The organism is Vibrio celticus (assembly GCF_024347335.1).
Taxonomy (GTDB): Bacteria; Pseudomonadota; Gammaproteobacteria; order Enterobacterales; family Vibrionaceae; genus Vibrio; species Vibrio celticus.
This window is the reverse complement of the sequence record NZ_AP025464.1, coordinates 839,205-855,967: the sequence shown is the minus strand read 5'-3', so window position 1 is coordinate 855,967 and position 16,763 is coordinate 839,205. Positions and strand designations below refer to the sequence as shown.

Annotated in this window: 10 protein-coding genes; 6 read left to right on the top strand and 4 right to left on the bottom strand. The window is 43.8% G+C overall.

The genetic code is table 11. From position 1 onward, the window contains the following. Positions 1-2: 2 nt before the first annotated feature. From OCV19_RS19760 to OCV19_RS19750, 3 genes are all read left to right on the top strand, one after another. Complete coding sequence (locus OCV19_RS19760; RefSeq protein ID WP_017061894.1) at positions 3-767, top strand: iron ABC transporter ATP-binding protein; 765 nt, start codon at positions 3-5, stop codon at positions 765-767. A gap of 310 nt (positions 768-1,077) precedes the next feature. After that, positions 1,078-2,103, top strand: coding sequence for an HD-GYP domain-containing protein (locus OCV19_RS19755; protein ID WP_065676208.1), 1,026 nt, complete (start codon positions 1,078-1,080; stop codon positions 2,101-2,103). Further along, the gene (locus tag OCV19_RS19750) at positions 2,096-7,075 is read left to right on the top strand and encodes an ATP-binding protein (RefSeq protein WP_065676209.1); all 4,980 of its coding nucleotides are present in this window, start codon (positions 2,096-2,098) and stop codon (positions 7,073-7,075) included. Before OCV19_RS19755 ends, OCV19_RS19750 begins: the two co-directional genes overlap by 8 nt. Before the next feature lie 94 nt (positions 7,076-7,169). On the opposite strand, the gene OCV19_RS19745 is transcribed toward OCV19_RS19750, so the two are convergent. After that, a complete protein-coding gene (locus tag OCV19_RS19745) occupies positions 7,170-8,060 on the bottom strand; it encodes a LysR family transcriptional regulator (protein ID WP_050619689.1) in 891 nt (296 codons plus the stop codon). Between the two features lie 252 nt (positions 8,061-8,312). On the opposite strand from OCV19_RS19745, the gene OCV19_RS19740 reads away from it, so the two are divergent. Next, entirely contained in the window at positions 8,313-9,488 is a 1,176-nt protein-coding gene (locus tag OCV19_RS19740; protein ID WP_065676210.1) for an MFS transporter, read from the top strand. Between the two features lie 226 nt (positions 9,489-9,714). On the opposite strand, the gene OCV19_RS19735 is transcribed toward OCV19_RS19740, so the two are convergent. The 3 genes from OCV19_RS19735 to OCV19_RS19725 all read right to left on the bottom strand — a co-directional run bounded on the left by OCV19_RS19735 (position 9,715) and on the right by OCV19_RS19725 (position 14,313). Then, on the bottom strand, positions 9,715-12,471 hold the full coding sequence (locus tag OCV19_RS19735; protein WP_065676211.1) for an immune inhibitor A domain-containing protein: 2,757 nt from the start codon (positions 12,469-12,471) through the stop codon (positions 9,715-9,717). A 47-nt stretch (positions 12,472-12,518) separates the two neighbouring features. Beyond that, entirely contained in the window at positions 12,519-12,845 is a 327-nt protein-coding gene (locus tag OCV19_RS19730) for a hypothetical protein (RefSeq protein ID WP_017064423.1), read from the bottom strand. A 502-nt stretch (positions 12,846-13,347) separates the two neighbouring features. Next, positions 13,348-14,313, bottom strand: coding sequence for a hypothetical protein (locus OCV19_RS19725; RefSeq protein ID WP_065676212.1), 966 nt, complete (start codon positions 14,311-14,313; stop codon positions 13,348-13,350). A 153-nt stretch (positions 14,314-14,466) separates the two neighbouring features. Here OCV19_RS19725 and OCV19_RS19720 point away from each other — a divergent pair, with 153 nt between their 5' ends. Together OCV19_RS19720 and OCV19_RS19715 are read left to right on the top strand one after the other, a co-directional pair. Continuing rightward, positions 14,467-14,934 (top strand): Lrp/AsnC family transcriptional regulator, encoded by a 468-nt coding sequence (locus OCV19_RS19720; RefSeq protein WP_048606174.1) that lies wholly within the window; start codon positions 14,467-14,469, stop codon positions 14,932-14,934. 165 nt (positions 14,935-15,099) lie between these two features. Continuing rightward, positions 15,100-16,662 (top strand): methyl-accepting chemotaxis protein, encoded by a 1,563-nt coding sequence (locus tag OCV19_RS19715; RefSeq protein ID WP_065676213.1) that lies wholly within the window; start codon positions 15,100-15,102, stop codon positions 16,660-16,662. The last annotated feature ends 101 nt before the right edge of the window (positions 16,663-16,763 follow it).

The following is a 16,763-nucleotide window of genomic DNA, read 5'->3' as shown; positions in this document are numbered from 1 at the left end:
TAGTGATTAAATTAACAGGTTTAAGTAAGAAATATGGCAAGTCACTCGTGGTTGATGATGCCAGTGCTATGTTCCCGAAAGGCGAAGTGACTTCTATCATTGGCCCAAATGGTGCGGGTAAAAGTACACTGCTTTCAATGGCGAGCCGCTTAACCGACAGTGACGCAGGTGAAGTGGTCATTGGCGATAAGTTACTGGCTGAGTGGGATACCAAAGAGCTAGCGAAGCACCTTGCGGTATTAAGACAATCAAACAACATCAATATGCGATTTACGATTCGTGAATTGGTCTGTTTTGGTCGCTTCCCACACTCTCAAGGTCGCTTGAAAGACGAAGATCATAAGATTGTCGACACAGCATTAGAACACCTTGGCATTACTGACATCCAAAATAAATACCTTGATGAGTTGAGTGGCGGTCAGCGTCAAATGGCGTTTATCGCGATGGTTGTGGCGCAAGATACGGATTATGTGTTCTTAGATGAGCCACTGAACAATCTTGATATTAAACACTCGGTCGAAATTATGCAGACGTTGCGTCGTTTAGCGCATGAGTTCAATAAAGCGGTCGTTATCGTGATTCATGACATCAACTTCGCTTCTTGTTACTCAGATAACATTGTTGCGATGAAGAAAGGCAAAGTGGTTAAGTCGGGTAAGGTTTCGGAAGTGGTTGAAAAATCAGTGATGGAGTCTATCTACGAGATCCCATTTGAGATTCGTGAGTTCGATGGTGTTCGAATCTGTATGTATTATTCTGGTCGTTAGATTACTGAATAACTCGGTTGTTTTGCTTTCTAGCCGTTGAACGAAAAGAGCTCCCATATGAGGAGCTCTTTTTGTTTTCGGATAGTATCTGTGTTGTTAGTGAAATGTTGCAATACAAAGGTAATTCCCCTTGTATAATAATAACTTAACTGACGTAATATTGACTGGTCGTACTTCTAATAACGCCGGTTTGAAGTCACTCACAGATCTACTCTTCATTTTTGAAAATCAATTGCTTTTTTTTCTACTTAACCTCTGGAAATCGTTCTACACTAGGGTTATAACTGTTTGATTTGTATACGAGGTATCAATGAGTCGGAAACCTATAGTGTTAGTCGTGGATGACACCCCAAGTAACTTGGATGTGTTAACGGCAATACTCAAAGATACTTATCAAGTGAAAGTAGCGATTAACGGTACAATTGGTATCAAGATTGCGAAGATGGTGCCGCAGCCAGACCTTATTCTTCTTGATATCATGATGCCTGACATTGATGGTTACGAGGTGTGCCGCCAACTTAAAGCTCAGCCGAATACGGCTCACATTCCTATCATTTTCGTGACCGCCACAATTGGTCCAGAAGCCGAAGTAAAAGGGCTCTCCTTGGGGGCTGTCGATTACCTAACCAAGCCGATAACCCCTGCAATTGCACTCCAGCGTGTGAAAACGCATATCGCACTTTATGACCAACAACGCGCGTTGTTTAGTCAGGTAAAAGAGAAAACTCAAGAGATCAATCTCGGTAAGCTAGAAACACTGAACATACTGGGTAGAGCTGCTGAATTTAAAGACAATGAAACAGGCATGCACGTTAAGCGTATGAGTCACTACTGTGAAGTGCTAGCTAAAGCCTTGGGAATGACTGACGAAGATGCCGAGACGTTGCGTGATGCAGCACCAATGCATGATATTGGCAAGATCGGTATTCCTGATAGCGTATTACTCAAGCCGGGTAAATTGGACGCCGACGAGTGGACAATTATGCAAAAGCATGTCGAATATGGTGTTGATATACTCGGTAGGCAGAGTGATTCAAAACTGATGCGCATGGCGATTCAAGTGGCGCAGTATCACCATGAAAAATGGGATGGTTCCGGTTACCCGAGTCAAGTGGCAGGGGAAGACATCCCACTGGTTGGCAGAATCGCTGCTGTGGCAGATGTGTTTGATGCACTGACGGCAGAGCGCCCTTATAAAAAGGCTTGGAGTGTCGAAGATGCTTTAGCCTTAATCACTGAGCAGAAAGGCAAGCATTTTGACCCGACTATCGTTGATCTGTTTTTCATTAAATTGCCTGAGATTCTAGAGATTAAAGAGAAGTTCAAAGATGAGTGACCTCTGGCAGATGTGGGGTAAGTGGGGTAAGCGTTATGTCATCGCCATAATTTTGTTTGTTGTCTTCGTTGTTCGTGCCGCTAGCGTTAACGCTGAGGCTGCTCCAGAGCAACAATCAAACCTATGGCAAGATCCTGATCGTGAAATCACGTTTGTTGCGCTATCCAGTCATTATCCTTACTCATTTATTGGTGATGACGGAAAAGTCGACGGTATTATCCGAGATTGGGCTTACGATCTTGAAGAGCGTTTCAACGTAAAAACCAACTTCATCAGCGTAGATTCTCACGCTGAAGCAAAGCAAGCTTTGTTAGACGGGAAAGGCGATGTGTTTCCGTTTCAACAGTTTGATCCCAGCGAAGGAGGTCGTTTCCTTCAAACCGATCCTTATATCTCGTACCAAATTGCTGTCATTCTTCCTACCGATGACCACCTCAACAATAAAATTGAGCAAGAGGCTAAGAGACGAATTGCCATGGTTCGTGAAAGCATCGACCTTGAGCGATCTGGCGTGCAGCTTAGTTCGATTGAGAGAGTTGAGTTCGATACGGCCATTGATGCTATTCGCGCATTAGAAGACGGCTCGGTTGATGGTTTGCTGGCTGAACCTGTAACCACCATGGATCTTGCTCATAAAAGTGGAGTAGAGAATTTAGCGGTCAATCATGTACTTGATCGCTGGAAGAGCATCAAAGCAGCTATGGTTATTCGTTCAAACGACAATGAGCTGCTTAACTTATTGAATCAACAGATTGCAACGTTTGATATCAGTAAAAAGAACCGCATTTTATCTAAATGGTTAGATGACTCTCCTTATCGCTCTCCCGTTAAAGGTGTATTTGGTTTCGGCAACCCGCCTTACATGTACCCAGACAGTACTTCTGTCGGCTTAGAGCATGACATTATGCAAAGGGCTTTGAACGATATGGGGTATCGATTGGGTGACGTTGTCACCTTGCCTCGTAGTGCGGCTCGTCAAGCCATTGATAGCAATAGCTCAATATCGTTTGTTTCTGGCGTTCAACTGGATGACTCTTCATTGCACTTTGTCAGTGACAAGGTGATGGATGTTGATTTTGTGCCAGTGTCATTAAAGAGGCGTAAGCTGGATTTGAAATCGGCAAAAAATTTGTCATTGGGAGCTTTGCTGTTCGATGAAACATCGCCGATTAAAAACTCCGTAGAAGTGTTGGAAAGCCAATTGAGCATTGATCGGATAGATGATCTCGACAGCTTAGAGTCGGCATTTTCCCAGCTGAGAGCTCAAAATGTTGATCTCCTGATGGTAGAAAGGCGCGTATTAACCTGGTTTGTCACCAATACCCGGTTTATTGAAATGCGCGAGATACAGCTCCATGAAGATTATAAAGTCAGTTATCCCATCTACGTGGATTTCAGGGGGGCGGAATTAAGAGACCGTTTCAATGCCGCATTGGCAAACCTGAAAAGGGAAGACGGGGAATTTGAACCGATTCTTAGACGACAAATTAAGAACGACCTGACTCCGGTTCTGAAGAAGGCCGATATTATTGCTCAAATCTCAGCGTACTTTATCGTCAATGATCGCTTTGACGAATTGCCTAAGATTTTTGACATATTTGACGCAGATAATACCTTCACGGTGATTTCTGCACTGGCTGATAATAATAAGCGACCGCTTGAATCTTGGTTCCTAGGAGATGTATCAACGTCATCATTGGACAAGAAAAACACATCTAAATTGTCATCCGTGACGAAAGGCGCTGGCTATAAAACGCAGACGGGCAGCACCAATGCTGGGTTTATGACCTTCTATTTCGATGTGGATTCCGTGGAAGGGAGCTATGTTTATTTCCCAGCCATTGAGCAGTTCAATTCATTCGGAGATGGCGCAAAACGTTATATTTCAGATATTTACCAATCAAATAGCTTAGCCGGTGAACTTCTTAACCTTAGTCAAAATGAACGTCAGTGGATAAAGTCTCATCCAGTATTAAAAATCGGTATTGATCCTAACTCTTTGCCTTATGAGGCAGTATCGAGCAAAGGGGAATACATCGGCATGATCGATGATTACCTAAAGCTGATCGAACAGAAAACAGGTTTACGCTTGGAACATGTTGGTGTCGGCAGTTGGCAGGAGACTCGACGACTCGTTGATCATAGAAAAGTGCACCTTGTCTCGGCCGCTGTGGAGAATCGTTCACTTAGCGAGAGCGTGAAGGCGGGTAAACCGTTATTTTCTAGTCGCTTGGCCATTGCCTCAAGACGAGATGTGAATAGCCTTGTCTTAGAAGAAGCTGCGGGATGGAAAATAGGTATTTTAGAGGGTGGAGCCAACACAGGAGCTATCGTGGATAGTTACCCTGAGATCAACTGGGCGATGGTGTCCTCGACTAATGACGGCTTAGAGCTCGTCGAGTCGGGTGAGTTTGATGCGATGATTGATACCGTTGACGTCCTAACTTACCTAATCGACTCATTTGGCTATCGAGGGATTGGCATTATCGGCCGATTAGATTTCTTCCTGTCGCCAACTCTGCATGTCATCAAGTCTGAACCATTATTGTTGTCTATTGTGAATAAAGCGATAGGCAGTATCTCGGCTGAAGAACACCAGAAGATCTCAGCAAAGTGGGCGGCGCCTAAAGCGATAGAAAGAGTTGACTATCAAATGGTTTACACCATTTCGGTTTTTTCTCTGGTGATCCTCCTTCTTATTATTTTCTGGAATCGTAAACTAGCGAAGCAGATCAGTATTGCTAAGGAAGCGACCGAAGCCCTTCAAAAAGCCCAAAATCAGCTTTATAACATTCTGAACACTTCACCTATAGCTGCGAGTGTGGTTGTCGGGGATCAGGTTCGTTATGCGAATGATACTGCGAAACGTCTGTTTGGCGTGGAAGATCAGGCGTTGTCTTCTATCGACGTCGCTGCTATCCATGACTCGCTGAGCGTTCGTGATGGCGTGCATAAAGAGCTCGACCTTAACGGTAAAGTTGAAAATAGGGAGTTGGTTCTTAGAAAGTCTGATGGAACCCGATTTGTTGCTTTGGTCAGTTACTATCTTTTTGAGATTGATGGGGAAGTCGCCACACTATTTTGGGCATTTGATATTTCAGAAATGAAGCGCCTTAACGAACAATTGGAAGAAGAAAAACAGAGAGCCGATTTAGCGAGCCAAGCTAAATCAGAATTCTTAGCCAATATGAGCCATGAGATAAGAACACCAATGAACGCCATTATTGGTTTGTCTTATCTGGCGATTGGCGAAATATCGAATCCTGTTGCTCGAAATTACATCGAGAAAGTGCACCGTTCTGGCCATTCGTTACTCAGTATCATCAATGACATCCTTGATTTTTCAAAGATAGAAGCAGGGCAACTTGTTATTGATAACATCCCGTTTGATCCCGTGACGACCTTTAAAGATGTGATTGAGCTGATGGAATCGAAAGCGGCTGAGAAACAACTCAATTTGTCGATGGTCATAGACCCAGAGTTAGACACGCCATTGCAAGGCGATCCCTTGAGGTTGTTCCAAGTCATACTCAACCTTGTGGGTAACGCGATTAAGTTTACGGAAAAAGGCAGCGTAGCGTTAACGGTGGAGCATGTTGACTCGAACGATAGCAGTCTAACCATGAAGGTGAGTGTGATGGATACCGGGATAGGCATCTCGGATGAGAACCGTCACAAGCTGTTTGAAGCCTTTAGCCAAGCGGATACCACAACAACACGTCGGTTTGGCGGTACAGGGCTTGGGCTCAACATTAGCCAGAAATTAGTGCATGCGATGGGCAGTCAAATTACGGTGGAGAGTGTTTACGGGCAAGGCAGTGAGTTCTCCTTTGTGCTGACATTGCCACGATCAAGCTCGGATGCGTTAGCCAACTTCAAAGCCCAAGAGCTGCAACTGGATTATCAGATAGAGTTCAAAGGCCAAAGAGTGCTATTGGTTGAAGACAATGAGCTGAACCAAGATCTAGCTTTAGCATTTTTCAGTCGCTCTAAATTAAATGCCGATCTTGCTGAAGACGGAAAGGAAGCGCTGGAGTTAGCTAAAAACAACGACTACGAAATAATCTTCATGGATCTTCAAATGCCAATTATGGACGGCTTTGAAGCTACCCGTTTGATTCGTGAATTCGATATAGATGTACCGATTATTGCAATGTCGGCCAATGTTTTTGCTGATGCGAAACAACGAGCGAGGGCATCGGGTGTCACAGACTTCTTGGATAAGCCAATTGTTATTGATAAAGCGATGTCTTTGATTACTCGATACATTGTTCCTGAGGTATTAGTTGAAGGTCGAGCGCCATCAGACACGTCTTCAGATGCGATCCAGACAGGTGATTCTGGTGAGAGTGCGGAATTACACTCCGATACTCACATAGAACCGCCAGTTTTCTCTCAGTCGAGGTTTGAGCAACTGACTTATCATGATGTGCAGCTGCAAGCCAAAATGCTTGATAGGTTCTGCCAAGGCTCGCCAGACATGATGTCGGAAGCTTTTGATAACTTAGTACAAGGCGAATGGGAGACGTTAGAGCGTAATCTACATACCTTAAAAAGCATGGCAGCTGCGATTGGTGGGTTGCGATTAGCCGAACTACTCAGTGATTTAGAAAGCAAAGCTCATAACAAGGCGTGTGATGAAGAAGATCTTAAGCAAGGCGAACTTGGGTTAATCGAACTGATTAAAGCAGTTGAGATCAGCTTTGACGTGTCTGGTGTTGAGGGATTCAATACGACAAGTACTGAAGAAGCCGATGCGAGTCTTACTAATACCTCTGATTCACCGAGTATCACGTCAGAACAGCATGCTCAGTTGCTATCACTGCTGGATGCTTATGATAACGATGCAACTCAATATGTGACTGAGTTACTGGCACAGTATCCACATTCTGTTGTTCTCAAAGATGTTCAAAGTGCGTTAGATAATTATGACTTTGAACGAGCCAAAGAGGGACTTGGCGCTTCTGAGTAGTTGTCTTTTATAAATATCACTTCAACATTAAAGCCTTTAGCTCTTACAGCGAAATAACGAGCTAGCTAAAGGCTTTAAGTCTATCTATACCGAACTAACCACTCACGTTCTGTTTGATTAGCTCAACAACCGTATCGTATCGGTGCGGCAGTTTTCGGTTTCGTTTTTGAACCAAATACAGCGTTTCCTCAACTTCTACCTTTGGCGGCACAACGTGTAGCTTGTCTCTATCTGGGAAATGCTCAACCGCGCCAGCCGGTAACACGGTAAAACCTAACCCTTTTGATACGGGTAGCAAGATCTGGTGAAGCTGATTGATGTAGCCAGATCTTGGTATCTCATTAACGTTGATGTTCGCTAAGTCTTTATCTCCGCAAAGGTCGAAATACAAAGACAGATAGTGTGCAGAATCTGGGTGCGCAATCAGGCCAATGTCATGAAGTACTTGTGGTGTTATCTCTAAATCAGCAAGGCTGTGGTGAACAATAAGACACAGCGCTTCTTTGCCGATGACTTGGCTTTGGTAGTAGCTGTCATTCGGGGAATGCCTAACAATGCCGATATCGGTAGTGCCTTCGATTAGGTCATTCAATATCTTTTTGTTTGGAGCGGCTTCTAAGTTAATGCTGAGCTCTTGGTGTTGCTGTTGAAGTTCAAGAAGCTTGGGATACAGACGTAAAGAGAGTGAACCAGAGCAAGATAAGTGACATTGCCCAGCATAAGGATTATCAAAACTCAGAGACTCAAAAAGATCTTCTTGGTCTTTTTCTAGCTTGAGTGCATAGCGATACATAATCCGACCTTGTTCGGTCAGCTCGAAGCTTTTATTTTCTCGAGAGAGCAGGTCACAATTACAAGCCTGTTCAAGTTTCTTGATGTGTTGGCTGACTCCAGGTTGTGTCATATACAGTTTTTCAGCCGTTTGGGTGAAATGACCAACTTCAACCAGAGTCTTAAATGTATTGAGCCAAAGTGGATTAATCATACTCACCTTCAAATGCTAAAGCCTATAAATAACAGAAAATTATTATTATCTTAAGTAATGATAATTTCAACTCTAGCGTCTTTAGTAACGCTAATCAAAGTCAATGTGGTTGTAACTATTTATATTGGTCTATTGGTCTATTGGTCTATTGGTCTATTGGTCGACTTGTAGAGTTGCTATGAGTAACAAAGTGTTGCGACTTTGTTGATTTTTTGGTCTATTGACCAACTGTGCTCATATTTAGGAACGAAGATGAATAGAAATGTTTGGCTGCTTTCACTGTGTCAGGCCCTGTTGATGACGGGTAACATATTACTGATCTCTGTGATTGGTTTGATCGGTAAGCAGATTGCGCCCAGTGTCAGCATGATTACCTTGCCGGTTGCACTGCAGTTTTTGGGTCTAATGGCAGCCACTATTCCTGCATCTTTAATTTCAGGCAAGTTAGGGAGAAAGCGAGGATTTAGCATTGGTAATGTGGTTGGCATTACAGGGGCTAGTCTTGCCACCTACGCACTGTCTCAGCAAAATTTCTATCTGTTTTGTTTCGCCACGTTCTTACTTGGGATAGGCATAGGTTTTGGTACGCTTTATCGCTTTGCTGCAATCGAGGTGTGTGATGAAAATGCCCGTCATCGAGCGATCTCTATCTCGATGGCTGGTGGCGTTTTAGCAGCAGTATTAGGGCCAAACTTGGCGATTATGTCCCAACAGTGGTCGCAAGATGGTTTGTACATTGGTGCTTTTGCTTCTTTGATTGGATTGAACATTCTTGCGTTACTCATCTTACAAACCATTCATTTCCCAAAAGTCTCTTTTAATAGTCAGGCGCCTAAATCCGATCCTCTCAGTGTGATAGTGAAATCGCCTAACTTTATTGGTGCCGTGTTTGCTGCCATGGTCGCTTATGCGGTGATGAATATCCTGATGACAGCAACGCCATTGGCAATGATTGGCTGTGGTTTTGACTTTACTAAAGCGGCAGGTGTGATTGAGTGGCACGTGCTGGGCATGTTTGTACCTGCATTCTTTACTGGTTCACTTATCGAGAAGTTTGGCTCAAGAATGATGATCTTAGCGGGCGGGGTGCTGTTCGTTGTCTGTATCGCGATTAACATTCATGGCGAATCCATCTGGCACTTCAGAGCGGCCTTGGTCGTGCTTGGTGTGGGTTGGAACTTCATGTTTATCGCAGCCACGGGTTTGTTTAGTCAGTCTTACCAATCGCAGAACAAAGCAAAGGCACAAGCGTTTAATGAATTTGTTGTCTTTGGGTGTGTGACGATTACCGCCATGCTCTCTGGTTGGTTAGAATCGACAGTAGGATGGCAGAATCTCAATATTTACGTATTACCATTCGTGTTAGCTGTTATCTTGTTGTTCGCGTTCAGCGCACGTAAATCACACATTCAAAAACAACCGGTTTAAGGACTAGTTGAACCGCTGAAAATTGAACGTATTGCTACGGTAATCTCTCTACAGTGTTAATAATGCTATCTAAGCACAGACAAATAAAAAGCCCTACCAATAAGGTAGGGCTTTTGCTTACGGCTTAAATAATAACGTTTTCTTAAAACTGCTGTCGTAGCTTATATCCTTTGACAACAGTACTTAAGCTTGTGTTGTAAATACGCACGACAGAGCCTGCGATGATTTACAGGTCGACCAAAATCGTTTTGGTGGTAATTCCACCTTGGTCATCGATTATCTTTAGCGTCACTTCGTGCTTTCCGTACGAAGGGAAGATTGACGTGAATGTGCGACCACGTTTCACCTTTCCGTTTGGAAGTGTCCACTCGGTATCAACAATACGACCATCGCTGTCTGAACTTGTAGACCACATGGTTACCCAGCGGCCCAAGTGAATGTACTTCGCGCTCGCTTCTGGAAGGGTGTTTGGAGATTCAACACTCACTACGGAGCTAAATGAATCGGTAGCGCCTTTGTCGTCAACAACAGTCAAGTTCACCGTGTATTCACCGGCTTGCTCGTAAGACCAAGTTGGTGCCACTACGTTACTTGTTGTGCCGTTGCCAAAGTCCCATAGGTAACGGGTGATCTCACCGTCTTGGTCTGAGCTGAAGTTGTTTACAGAAACATTTAGGCCAGTCACATTCAGCTCGAAGTTCGCAGTAGGAGCGACGTTGTGTTGGTTTACTTTAGATAAGCGAACCACGCCGTATTCGTTGTTATCACTCTGATTAACAATATCGACCGCTAAACCAAACTTCGTCAGGATGCGTCCTGAATCTGGTGCTTGAGGCGATGTGTAATCTTGGTCATCCGAGAAGCTAGCATTGCCAACCAAACTGGTATCTTCGAGCACATCATTGTCGCTGTTTACAAGACGCATTGGAGTATGATCTTTGAGTGAAAACGCTGCGTCTCGAACTTGGTAGCGTGTTTGAGCCACTTCACCAGAATTTGCCCACACCATGGCATTTTGGTCTGCATCGACCACGCCTAACCAACCTTCACCAGGGTGTTTACCTACCCAGTTGTCGGTTAGTGATTCGTCGACGTACCAAATGATCAAGCCTGGGTCGAATGACATCAGTTGTCCCATGCGTTTGATGTTCGCTAGGCCTTCATCAACATCCATGTGACTGCGCCATTGCAGAAGATAGTAGTGCTGCGCTTGATGGAATCCATTACTCAACTTGTAGCCATTTAGGGCGAAGGTGGAGTTGCTTTCAGCATCGTCTATTGGAGTCACTTCACCATCGACAACCACAGCAAAGTTATCTAAATAGAAGCCTTCCATTGCTAAGCCGCCATCGGTGATGTATTCAAAAGACAGTTCAACTTCTTGGCCTGCCCATTGTGAAACGTCGAACTCAGCATCAATCCAGTCGCCAGACTCACCACCAATCGCAGGGACTAGGCCCGTATTGTATGGGTCATCCATTGAGGTGATGTTGCCTGCGATGGCTTGTCCATTCACGAGCACGCGTGCAAAGTCGTAATCTTTCTCGATTTCGTACCAAGTTTTGAATGAAAGCAGCGCTGAATCACCCGCTGGAATTATCACCTTACGAGTCATGCTGTTTTTTAGGTCATCGCCTTTTTGAGAGTGGAAAGAGTATTCACCAGCAAACGGTTTTAAACCCTCGATTTGTTTCTCTGGAAGATCCACTTTAATCATGTTCGGACGGCTGTTATCCGTTGTTTGGAACAGCGTATAAACTTGTGGATTGTCTTCTAGGTCATCAATCGAGATCTGATCATCGTTAACCCAACGTCCGCCAATCGATTTCTGTAGAAAGTGTTTTGCCCAAGAGCTGAATGCCGTTGGTTGTGTACCGCCAATTTGACCAGCCCAACTGCCCGAAGACATGATTGACCAGTAAGAGACAGGTTCGCCCTTGCCCGTGTATTGCGTGTCGTACTCGTCTGGTAAGCTTAAATCATGGCCATACTCGTGAGCACAGACACCTGCAGCCGCATCAATCGGTTGAATGGTGTAATCGAACGCCGCGTATTGGCCACCAAAACGATCTGGAAGCGAGCTAGAAGTACCTTCCAGTACATGAGTGCGACCAAGGTTGAATCGGTGAGACCAAATCGCATCAGGGCCTAACACGCCACCACCGGCTTCTTCGCCTACCGATGCATGAAACACCATCAGGTGATCAATCACACCATCGGGTTCGCGGAAATTTCCGTCACCGTCGTAATCGTAACGATCTTCGATGTCGTAATCGGCAAGGTTGATACTTGGGTCTTGCGCCAGTTGATTCAGCGCTTCACGAACCAGTTCCTGTGCGTTTAAGTCGTTGTCGGTCGTCGGGGAGTTGCCACCGTAGAATGACGCAGGCTTCGAGGCGCGATACCAACCCGCAGCTTGACCTGCAACGCTGTAACTGTCACCTGATTCACTTTGGTAATACTGGCGCATCGAGATTAGATTTTCGCCATTTGGCCCTGTGTAGCCAGAATTTGAGAACAACAGCTCTTGATAATGCTCTGGGTTGTAGCTCTCGTAGAGCATCTGCGTGTGCTCTTCGGTCAGCTTGTTGTCATCCCAGTTCAAATCAGGGAAATCGACCAATAGAGCGAGCACTTTGTCGGTGCGCTTGGTGCCGACTTCTAAAGCAAAGACACTCGCTTTTTTAACACCAGACCCTTTTTCTATGGCTTTGAGTATTTTCGCGCGTTGCTCAAGTGCTTTTTTACCGAATTGAGCATCGCCTTTAAAACCAGAATTGATTTTATTTTTCAAGTAACGGTCAAGTGCATCCTGCTTTGCCACATCGGTTGCATCTTGGTCGACTAAGCCTTGTCTAACTAGCATTTCAATGAGTTTGTCTTCATTAACGACACCTAAATCAATAGGTGTTTTTGCATAACCACTGACGCTAAATAGAGTAAGCATTGCTGAAGCCAACAATGTTCTTCTCATCATTTTCATTATATTTCCTTTTTATATTTCCATGTCGATATCAGTATCAACTTGCCTTATTCGGATCTGTTGTCCGAGTTTGGCCTAATACACTCTTGTGGTGTCTTATTTAACTGACGTGTGTTTGTTGTATGTTTTTTACCTTCTATCTCTTTTGTATTGGTTGTCTCTTTTCTATTTTTTGAATCAAACGGAGTGCTCTTCACTTTTTTAGCGTTGAGATAGATACGCAAAGCTTCTTGATTTTCCTCATAGGTTAAGCCTGAACAGATAACACCTTGTTTAATCAATGACTTCAGCAATAGTTCGTCGTTCTCAATAGTGGAAGCCTGTGACAGTGAGGAAAAAATTAGAACCATTAAAGCCATTGTTTTGTGTGACATTCTTATATCAAGCCATCAGTTTTTATTATGTAACAAAATATATTTATAAAATTTACCAATCAAACGGATAATTATTACAATTAATTATTCGTTCCGGTTTCAACATTTAGAGTTAATATAAAATAAGGAGTGTTATTTATTCTATTGTCAGTTATTTAATGGGTTTTGTTGAATGAATAGTTGATAGTTTGGATGTTTAATAACATTGATTAGGTCGTGGTTATTATTCTGGAGGACGCTTTATACAAGGCGTTGGGTTCTAACTAATAAGATGATTTTTTATTATCGGTGTTTTAAAATACGCATGTAATAACTGAGTCATTAGTAAATACCCATGCTCAAATTATTTTTACTCAAAATATCAATAATTAGGGTATTGAGAGTAATTTTCAGTGTTTCAATGACGTGAAATTTAACAATAGTGGAGGTGAAAGGAGCACCAAGTAGAAAAAAAGAGCCCGTATTTGAGCTCTTTTACTTTTAGTTTCGTTAGTGTTTTTACTTATGACTGAGAGACATCGCGATAAAAGTAACGTTCGCAAGTGCTTGGATTCATGCGCTTAATGATGTTGGATATTAAAGCGATAACCAGCACTGAGAATACTAACCTTCCCCAAAATATGGTGTAGAAGTCAGCCCCAATGAGCATGATCAACAACGTATCTTCAATCAAGCTGTGGAGCAAGTTGAGCAGCATGATTGCGGTGAATACATCCCTCGCGGAGATATGTCCTTTCTTGGCTTCGTTGATCAATAAGCCGCCGCCGAACGAAAGACCAAGCGTGATTCCGATGATCGTTAGGTTGGTTGCGTCCTTGCTGATTCCTAGCAGTCTCAAGAACGGTCTTAATAATATTGCCATGAGCTTTTCAATGCCGAGAATCTTTAAAACCTTGAGTAGCAGTAATAGCGCTGAAATCACCATGAAGATAACGGCAAAACTCTTGAGCTGTTCAATAGCCCAACCCAAATAGCTCGTGTCTCCTGATACTTCAGGCTGCCAAAGCACCGTTGCTGGGTAGTTGAGCAAATCCCCATATTGATAACTGAGATTAAGTAGCCAAGCCAGCACCAAGCTACCACCGACTCGCACCGACAGGGTAGCCAACCAGCTCACGCCTGCTTTTTTGGCTATCGCCCCCTCAATCGGTAATGAATGTGCTAGTAGAATCATGCTGCCTAAAACCGAGGCTTGAGCAACCGTTAAGGGAGCGTCGGAATTGATGAGAATAATCAGCCCCGCATAGATGTTAGTGAGTATGGTGGTAGCCCATACCAAGCCCATTTCTTTCGGTAAGCCGACGCTTTCCATTATTGGGCTCAGCCATTCGCTAAGAATCACGATGCCGCCGAGCTCTTCAACGACCTTTATCACGATGATAATTGGAATCATGATTCGGAAAAGAGTCGAGGTGACATCGAAAATCTCTCTAAGGAGTTCTTTAAAAAATTGATAGGTTGATTTCATAGTTACGACCATGGTTCGATTGTTTGGTATGAGAAGATCTTACCGTGATTGTTGTGATTAAGATTTCTAAATTGACCTTTAAAGTTGCGATATATTTTTTAATTATCGTAGTATTAAAAATTATAAGTCATAAATGTATTGGTTTAAGAAATTATGGTAATTGACCGTATAGATAGAAGCATTCTGGTTGAACTGCAAAAGAACAACCGAATTCCTAATCAGACATTGGCTGAGCTGGTCGGGTTGTCACCGCCTGCTTGCTTAAAGCGAGTGAAACGGCTGAGAGAAGAGGGCGTGATAGTCGGTGATGTGTCCATCATTAACCCAGAACTGACCGGAAGTAAGATGACTTTGGTTGTGTCCGTGGAAATGGAGCGTGACCGAGGGGATATTTACCAAATCTTTCGCCATTCTATTTCAAAGGCAGAAGAGGTCACGCAGTGCTATCAGATATCAGGCAGCTTTGATTTCATGCTGATTGTGACGGTCAAAGACATTCAAGCCTACGAAGACTTTGTGGAGCGAGTACTACGCAAAGATCTGAATATTCGTAAATTCCATACCTCAGTCTCAATGAGAACCGTGAAATTTACCACTGCAGTAAACTTAGATGAGTCATGACTGTTGGCATGAGAAGATAGTGAAGTTATTAGCTTTGTGAGGTACTTAGCTAATATTTGTATAAATAGCAGGCATTTACACAAAATGTGACGTTCACATTTTGTCATAACTTTAATAATTGTATATATTCCTCGCCTAAAATAATAATTAACCTAAGTTAATATAATGACTGTCAGCTCATCTACTCAATCTCGTGAAACGCTTCTCAGCGAAAACGAACAGCTTGTCTCTACCACTGATTTAAAAGGCGTGATTACGTACAGTAATGATGCTTTTTGTCGCATAGCGGAATACAGCCAACAAGAATTGCTAGGGCAACACCACAATATCGTAAGGCATAACGATATGCCGAAAGCCGCTTTTGCCGATATGTGGGTTAACCTAAAGCAAGGTAAAGCGTGGCGTGGCATCGTAAAAAACAAAACCAAATCCGGTGGGTTTTATTGGGTCGATGCTTACGTAACTCCGATTTACGACAATGGTAAGGTGAGTGGCTACCAATCTGTTCGTGTTAAGCCAAAGAATGAATGGATACAAGTTGCAGACAAGGCTTACCAAGGCCTCTTGAAGGCTGAAAAGTCGGGTCGCCAATGGTCCTTAAAGATCAGTGACAGTGTTCGTTACGCCGTGTTGTTAGGTTCTTTGGCTGCGCCTCTGGTTTCAAATCTTATCGAAGTAGGGCAAGTATCCCAATGGTTGTTGAGCCTACTTCCTGTTTCAGCATTGGCGTTACTTTTCCGACAAGAGCTGATAGATACTCCACTGCAGTTGAAAAAGCTGCAATCGAAATTCGATAGTGTCAGTCGTCTTGTTTATTCAGGTAATAGTCAGTTCTCTATTGCCGACTTTCACTTAAAACTATTGTCTGCAAGAATCCGCACCGTGTTAGGTCGTATGACAGACTCTGCCAAGCCGTTACAAGATTTGGCTGACAACTTGAATGCCACGTCATTTGAAGTATCTGAAGCTTTAGATCAACAAACAAAAGACATTCTTCAAGTACGAGAGGCGACTGAAGAGGTTGAAGTCACCGCCAATGAGGTCTCTTCTCGCACAGAAGAAGCGCACCAGATTGTCGATGTGACTTTGCAAACCTGTGCTGGCGCTAAAGAGAGTATTAATCAAACTCATCAAAACTTAGAGAGCCTAGCTTCTCAGGCCGAAAAGGCGACTCAAACGACTTACCAACTGAGCGACCAAGCTCAGAGCGTGAGCAAGATAATGGAAGAGATTGGTGGAATCGCCGAACAAACCAACTTGTTGGCCCTGAACGCTGCGATTGAAGCGGCGAGAGCAGGCGAGCAAGGACGAGGTTTTGCTGTCGTTGCCGACGAAGTGCGCGCGTTGTCGGGTCGAACCTCAAAGGCGACGGTTCAGATCAAAGAGAGCATCGATACCATGCTAACGACGATTGAAGGGTGGCAAAAAGACATTCTGGCGAACCGAGAGCAAACGGATGCGTGTGGTGATGTTGCGAAGGTGAGTGCAGAGCGCTTGTCGGAAGTCGAAAACCTAATGCAATCCATGAATGAACTCATGCAGTCTGTTGAAAGTTCTGCTCGTAAACAACGTGAGCTGTCGAGTGAAGTCAACCTGCATATGCAGTCTATCGCGTCTACGGCAGAACAAAATTTGGTTGCTACGCATTCTGTGAAAGACCACTCCACAGAGCTAAAAGAACAAGTCAATGAGTTCTACCAACTGGCAAAGCGTTTCGAAGAAAAATAGCCGTTAGATTTAATCCGAATGAGAGAAAAGACAAAAAAGCCCCGCATTTTCATGCGGGGCTTTCAGTATGTATCAACCCATTTAAAGGCGAGATAATGTAT

What these genes read in the sequence shown, in the direction of transcription:
- OCV19_RS19725 (WP_065676212.1), bottom strand. Translation starts at nt 14,313, where the DNA reads ATGAAATCAACCTATCAATTTTTTAAAGAACTCCTTAGAGAGATTTTC.
- OCV19_RS19745 (WP_050619689.1), bottom strand. Translation starts at nt 8,060, where the DNA reads ATGATTAATCCACTTTGGCTCAATACATTTAAGACTCTGGTTGAAGTT.
- OCV19_RS19730 (WP_017064423.1), bottom strand. Translation starts at nt 12,845, where the DNA reads ATGTCACACAAAACAATGGCTTTAATGGTTCTAATTTTTTCCTCACTG.
- OCV19_RS19750 (WP_065676209.1), top strand. Translation starts at nt 2,096, where the DNA reads ATGAGTGACCTCTGGCAGATGTGGGGTAAGTGGGGTAAGCGTTATGTC.
- OCV19_RS19715 (WP_065676213.1), top strand. Translation starts at nt 15,100, where the DNA reads ATGACTGTCAGCTCATCTACTCAATCTCGTGAAACGCTTCTCAGCGAA.
- OCV19_RS19720 (WP_048606174.1), top strand. Translation starts at nt 14,467, where the DNA reads ATGGTAATTGACCGTATAGATAGAAGCATTCTGGTTGAACTGCAAAAG.
- OCV19_RS19740 (WP_065676210.1), top strand. Translation starts at nt 8,313, where the DNA reads ATGAATAGAAATGTTTGGCTGCTTTCACTGTGTCAGGCCCTGTTGATG.
- OCV19_RS19755 (WP_065676208.1), top strand. Translation starts at nt 1,078, where the DNA reads ATGAGTCGGAAACCTATAGTGTTAGTCGTGGATGACACCCCAAGTAAC.
- OCV19_RS19735 (WP_065676211.1), bottom strand. Translation starts at nt 12,471, where the DNA reads ATGAAAATGATGAGAAGAACATTGTTGGCTTCAGCAATGCTTACTCTA.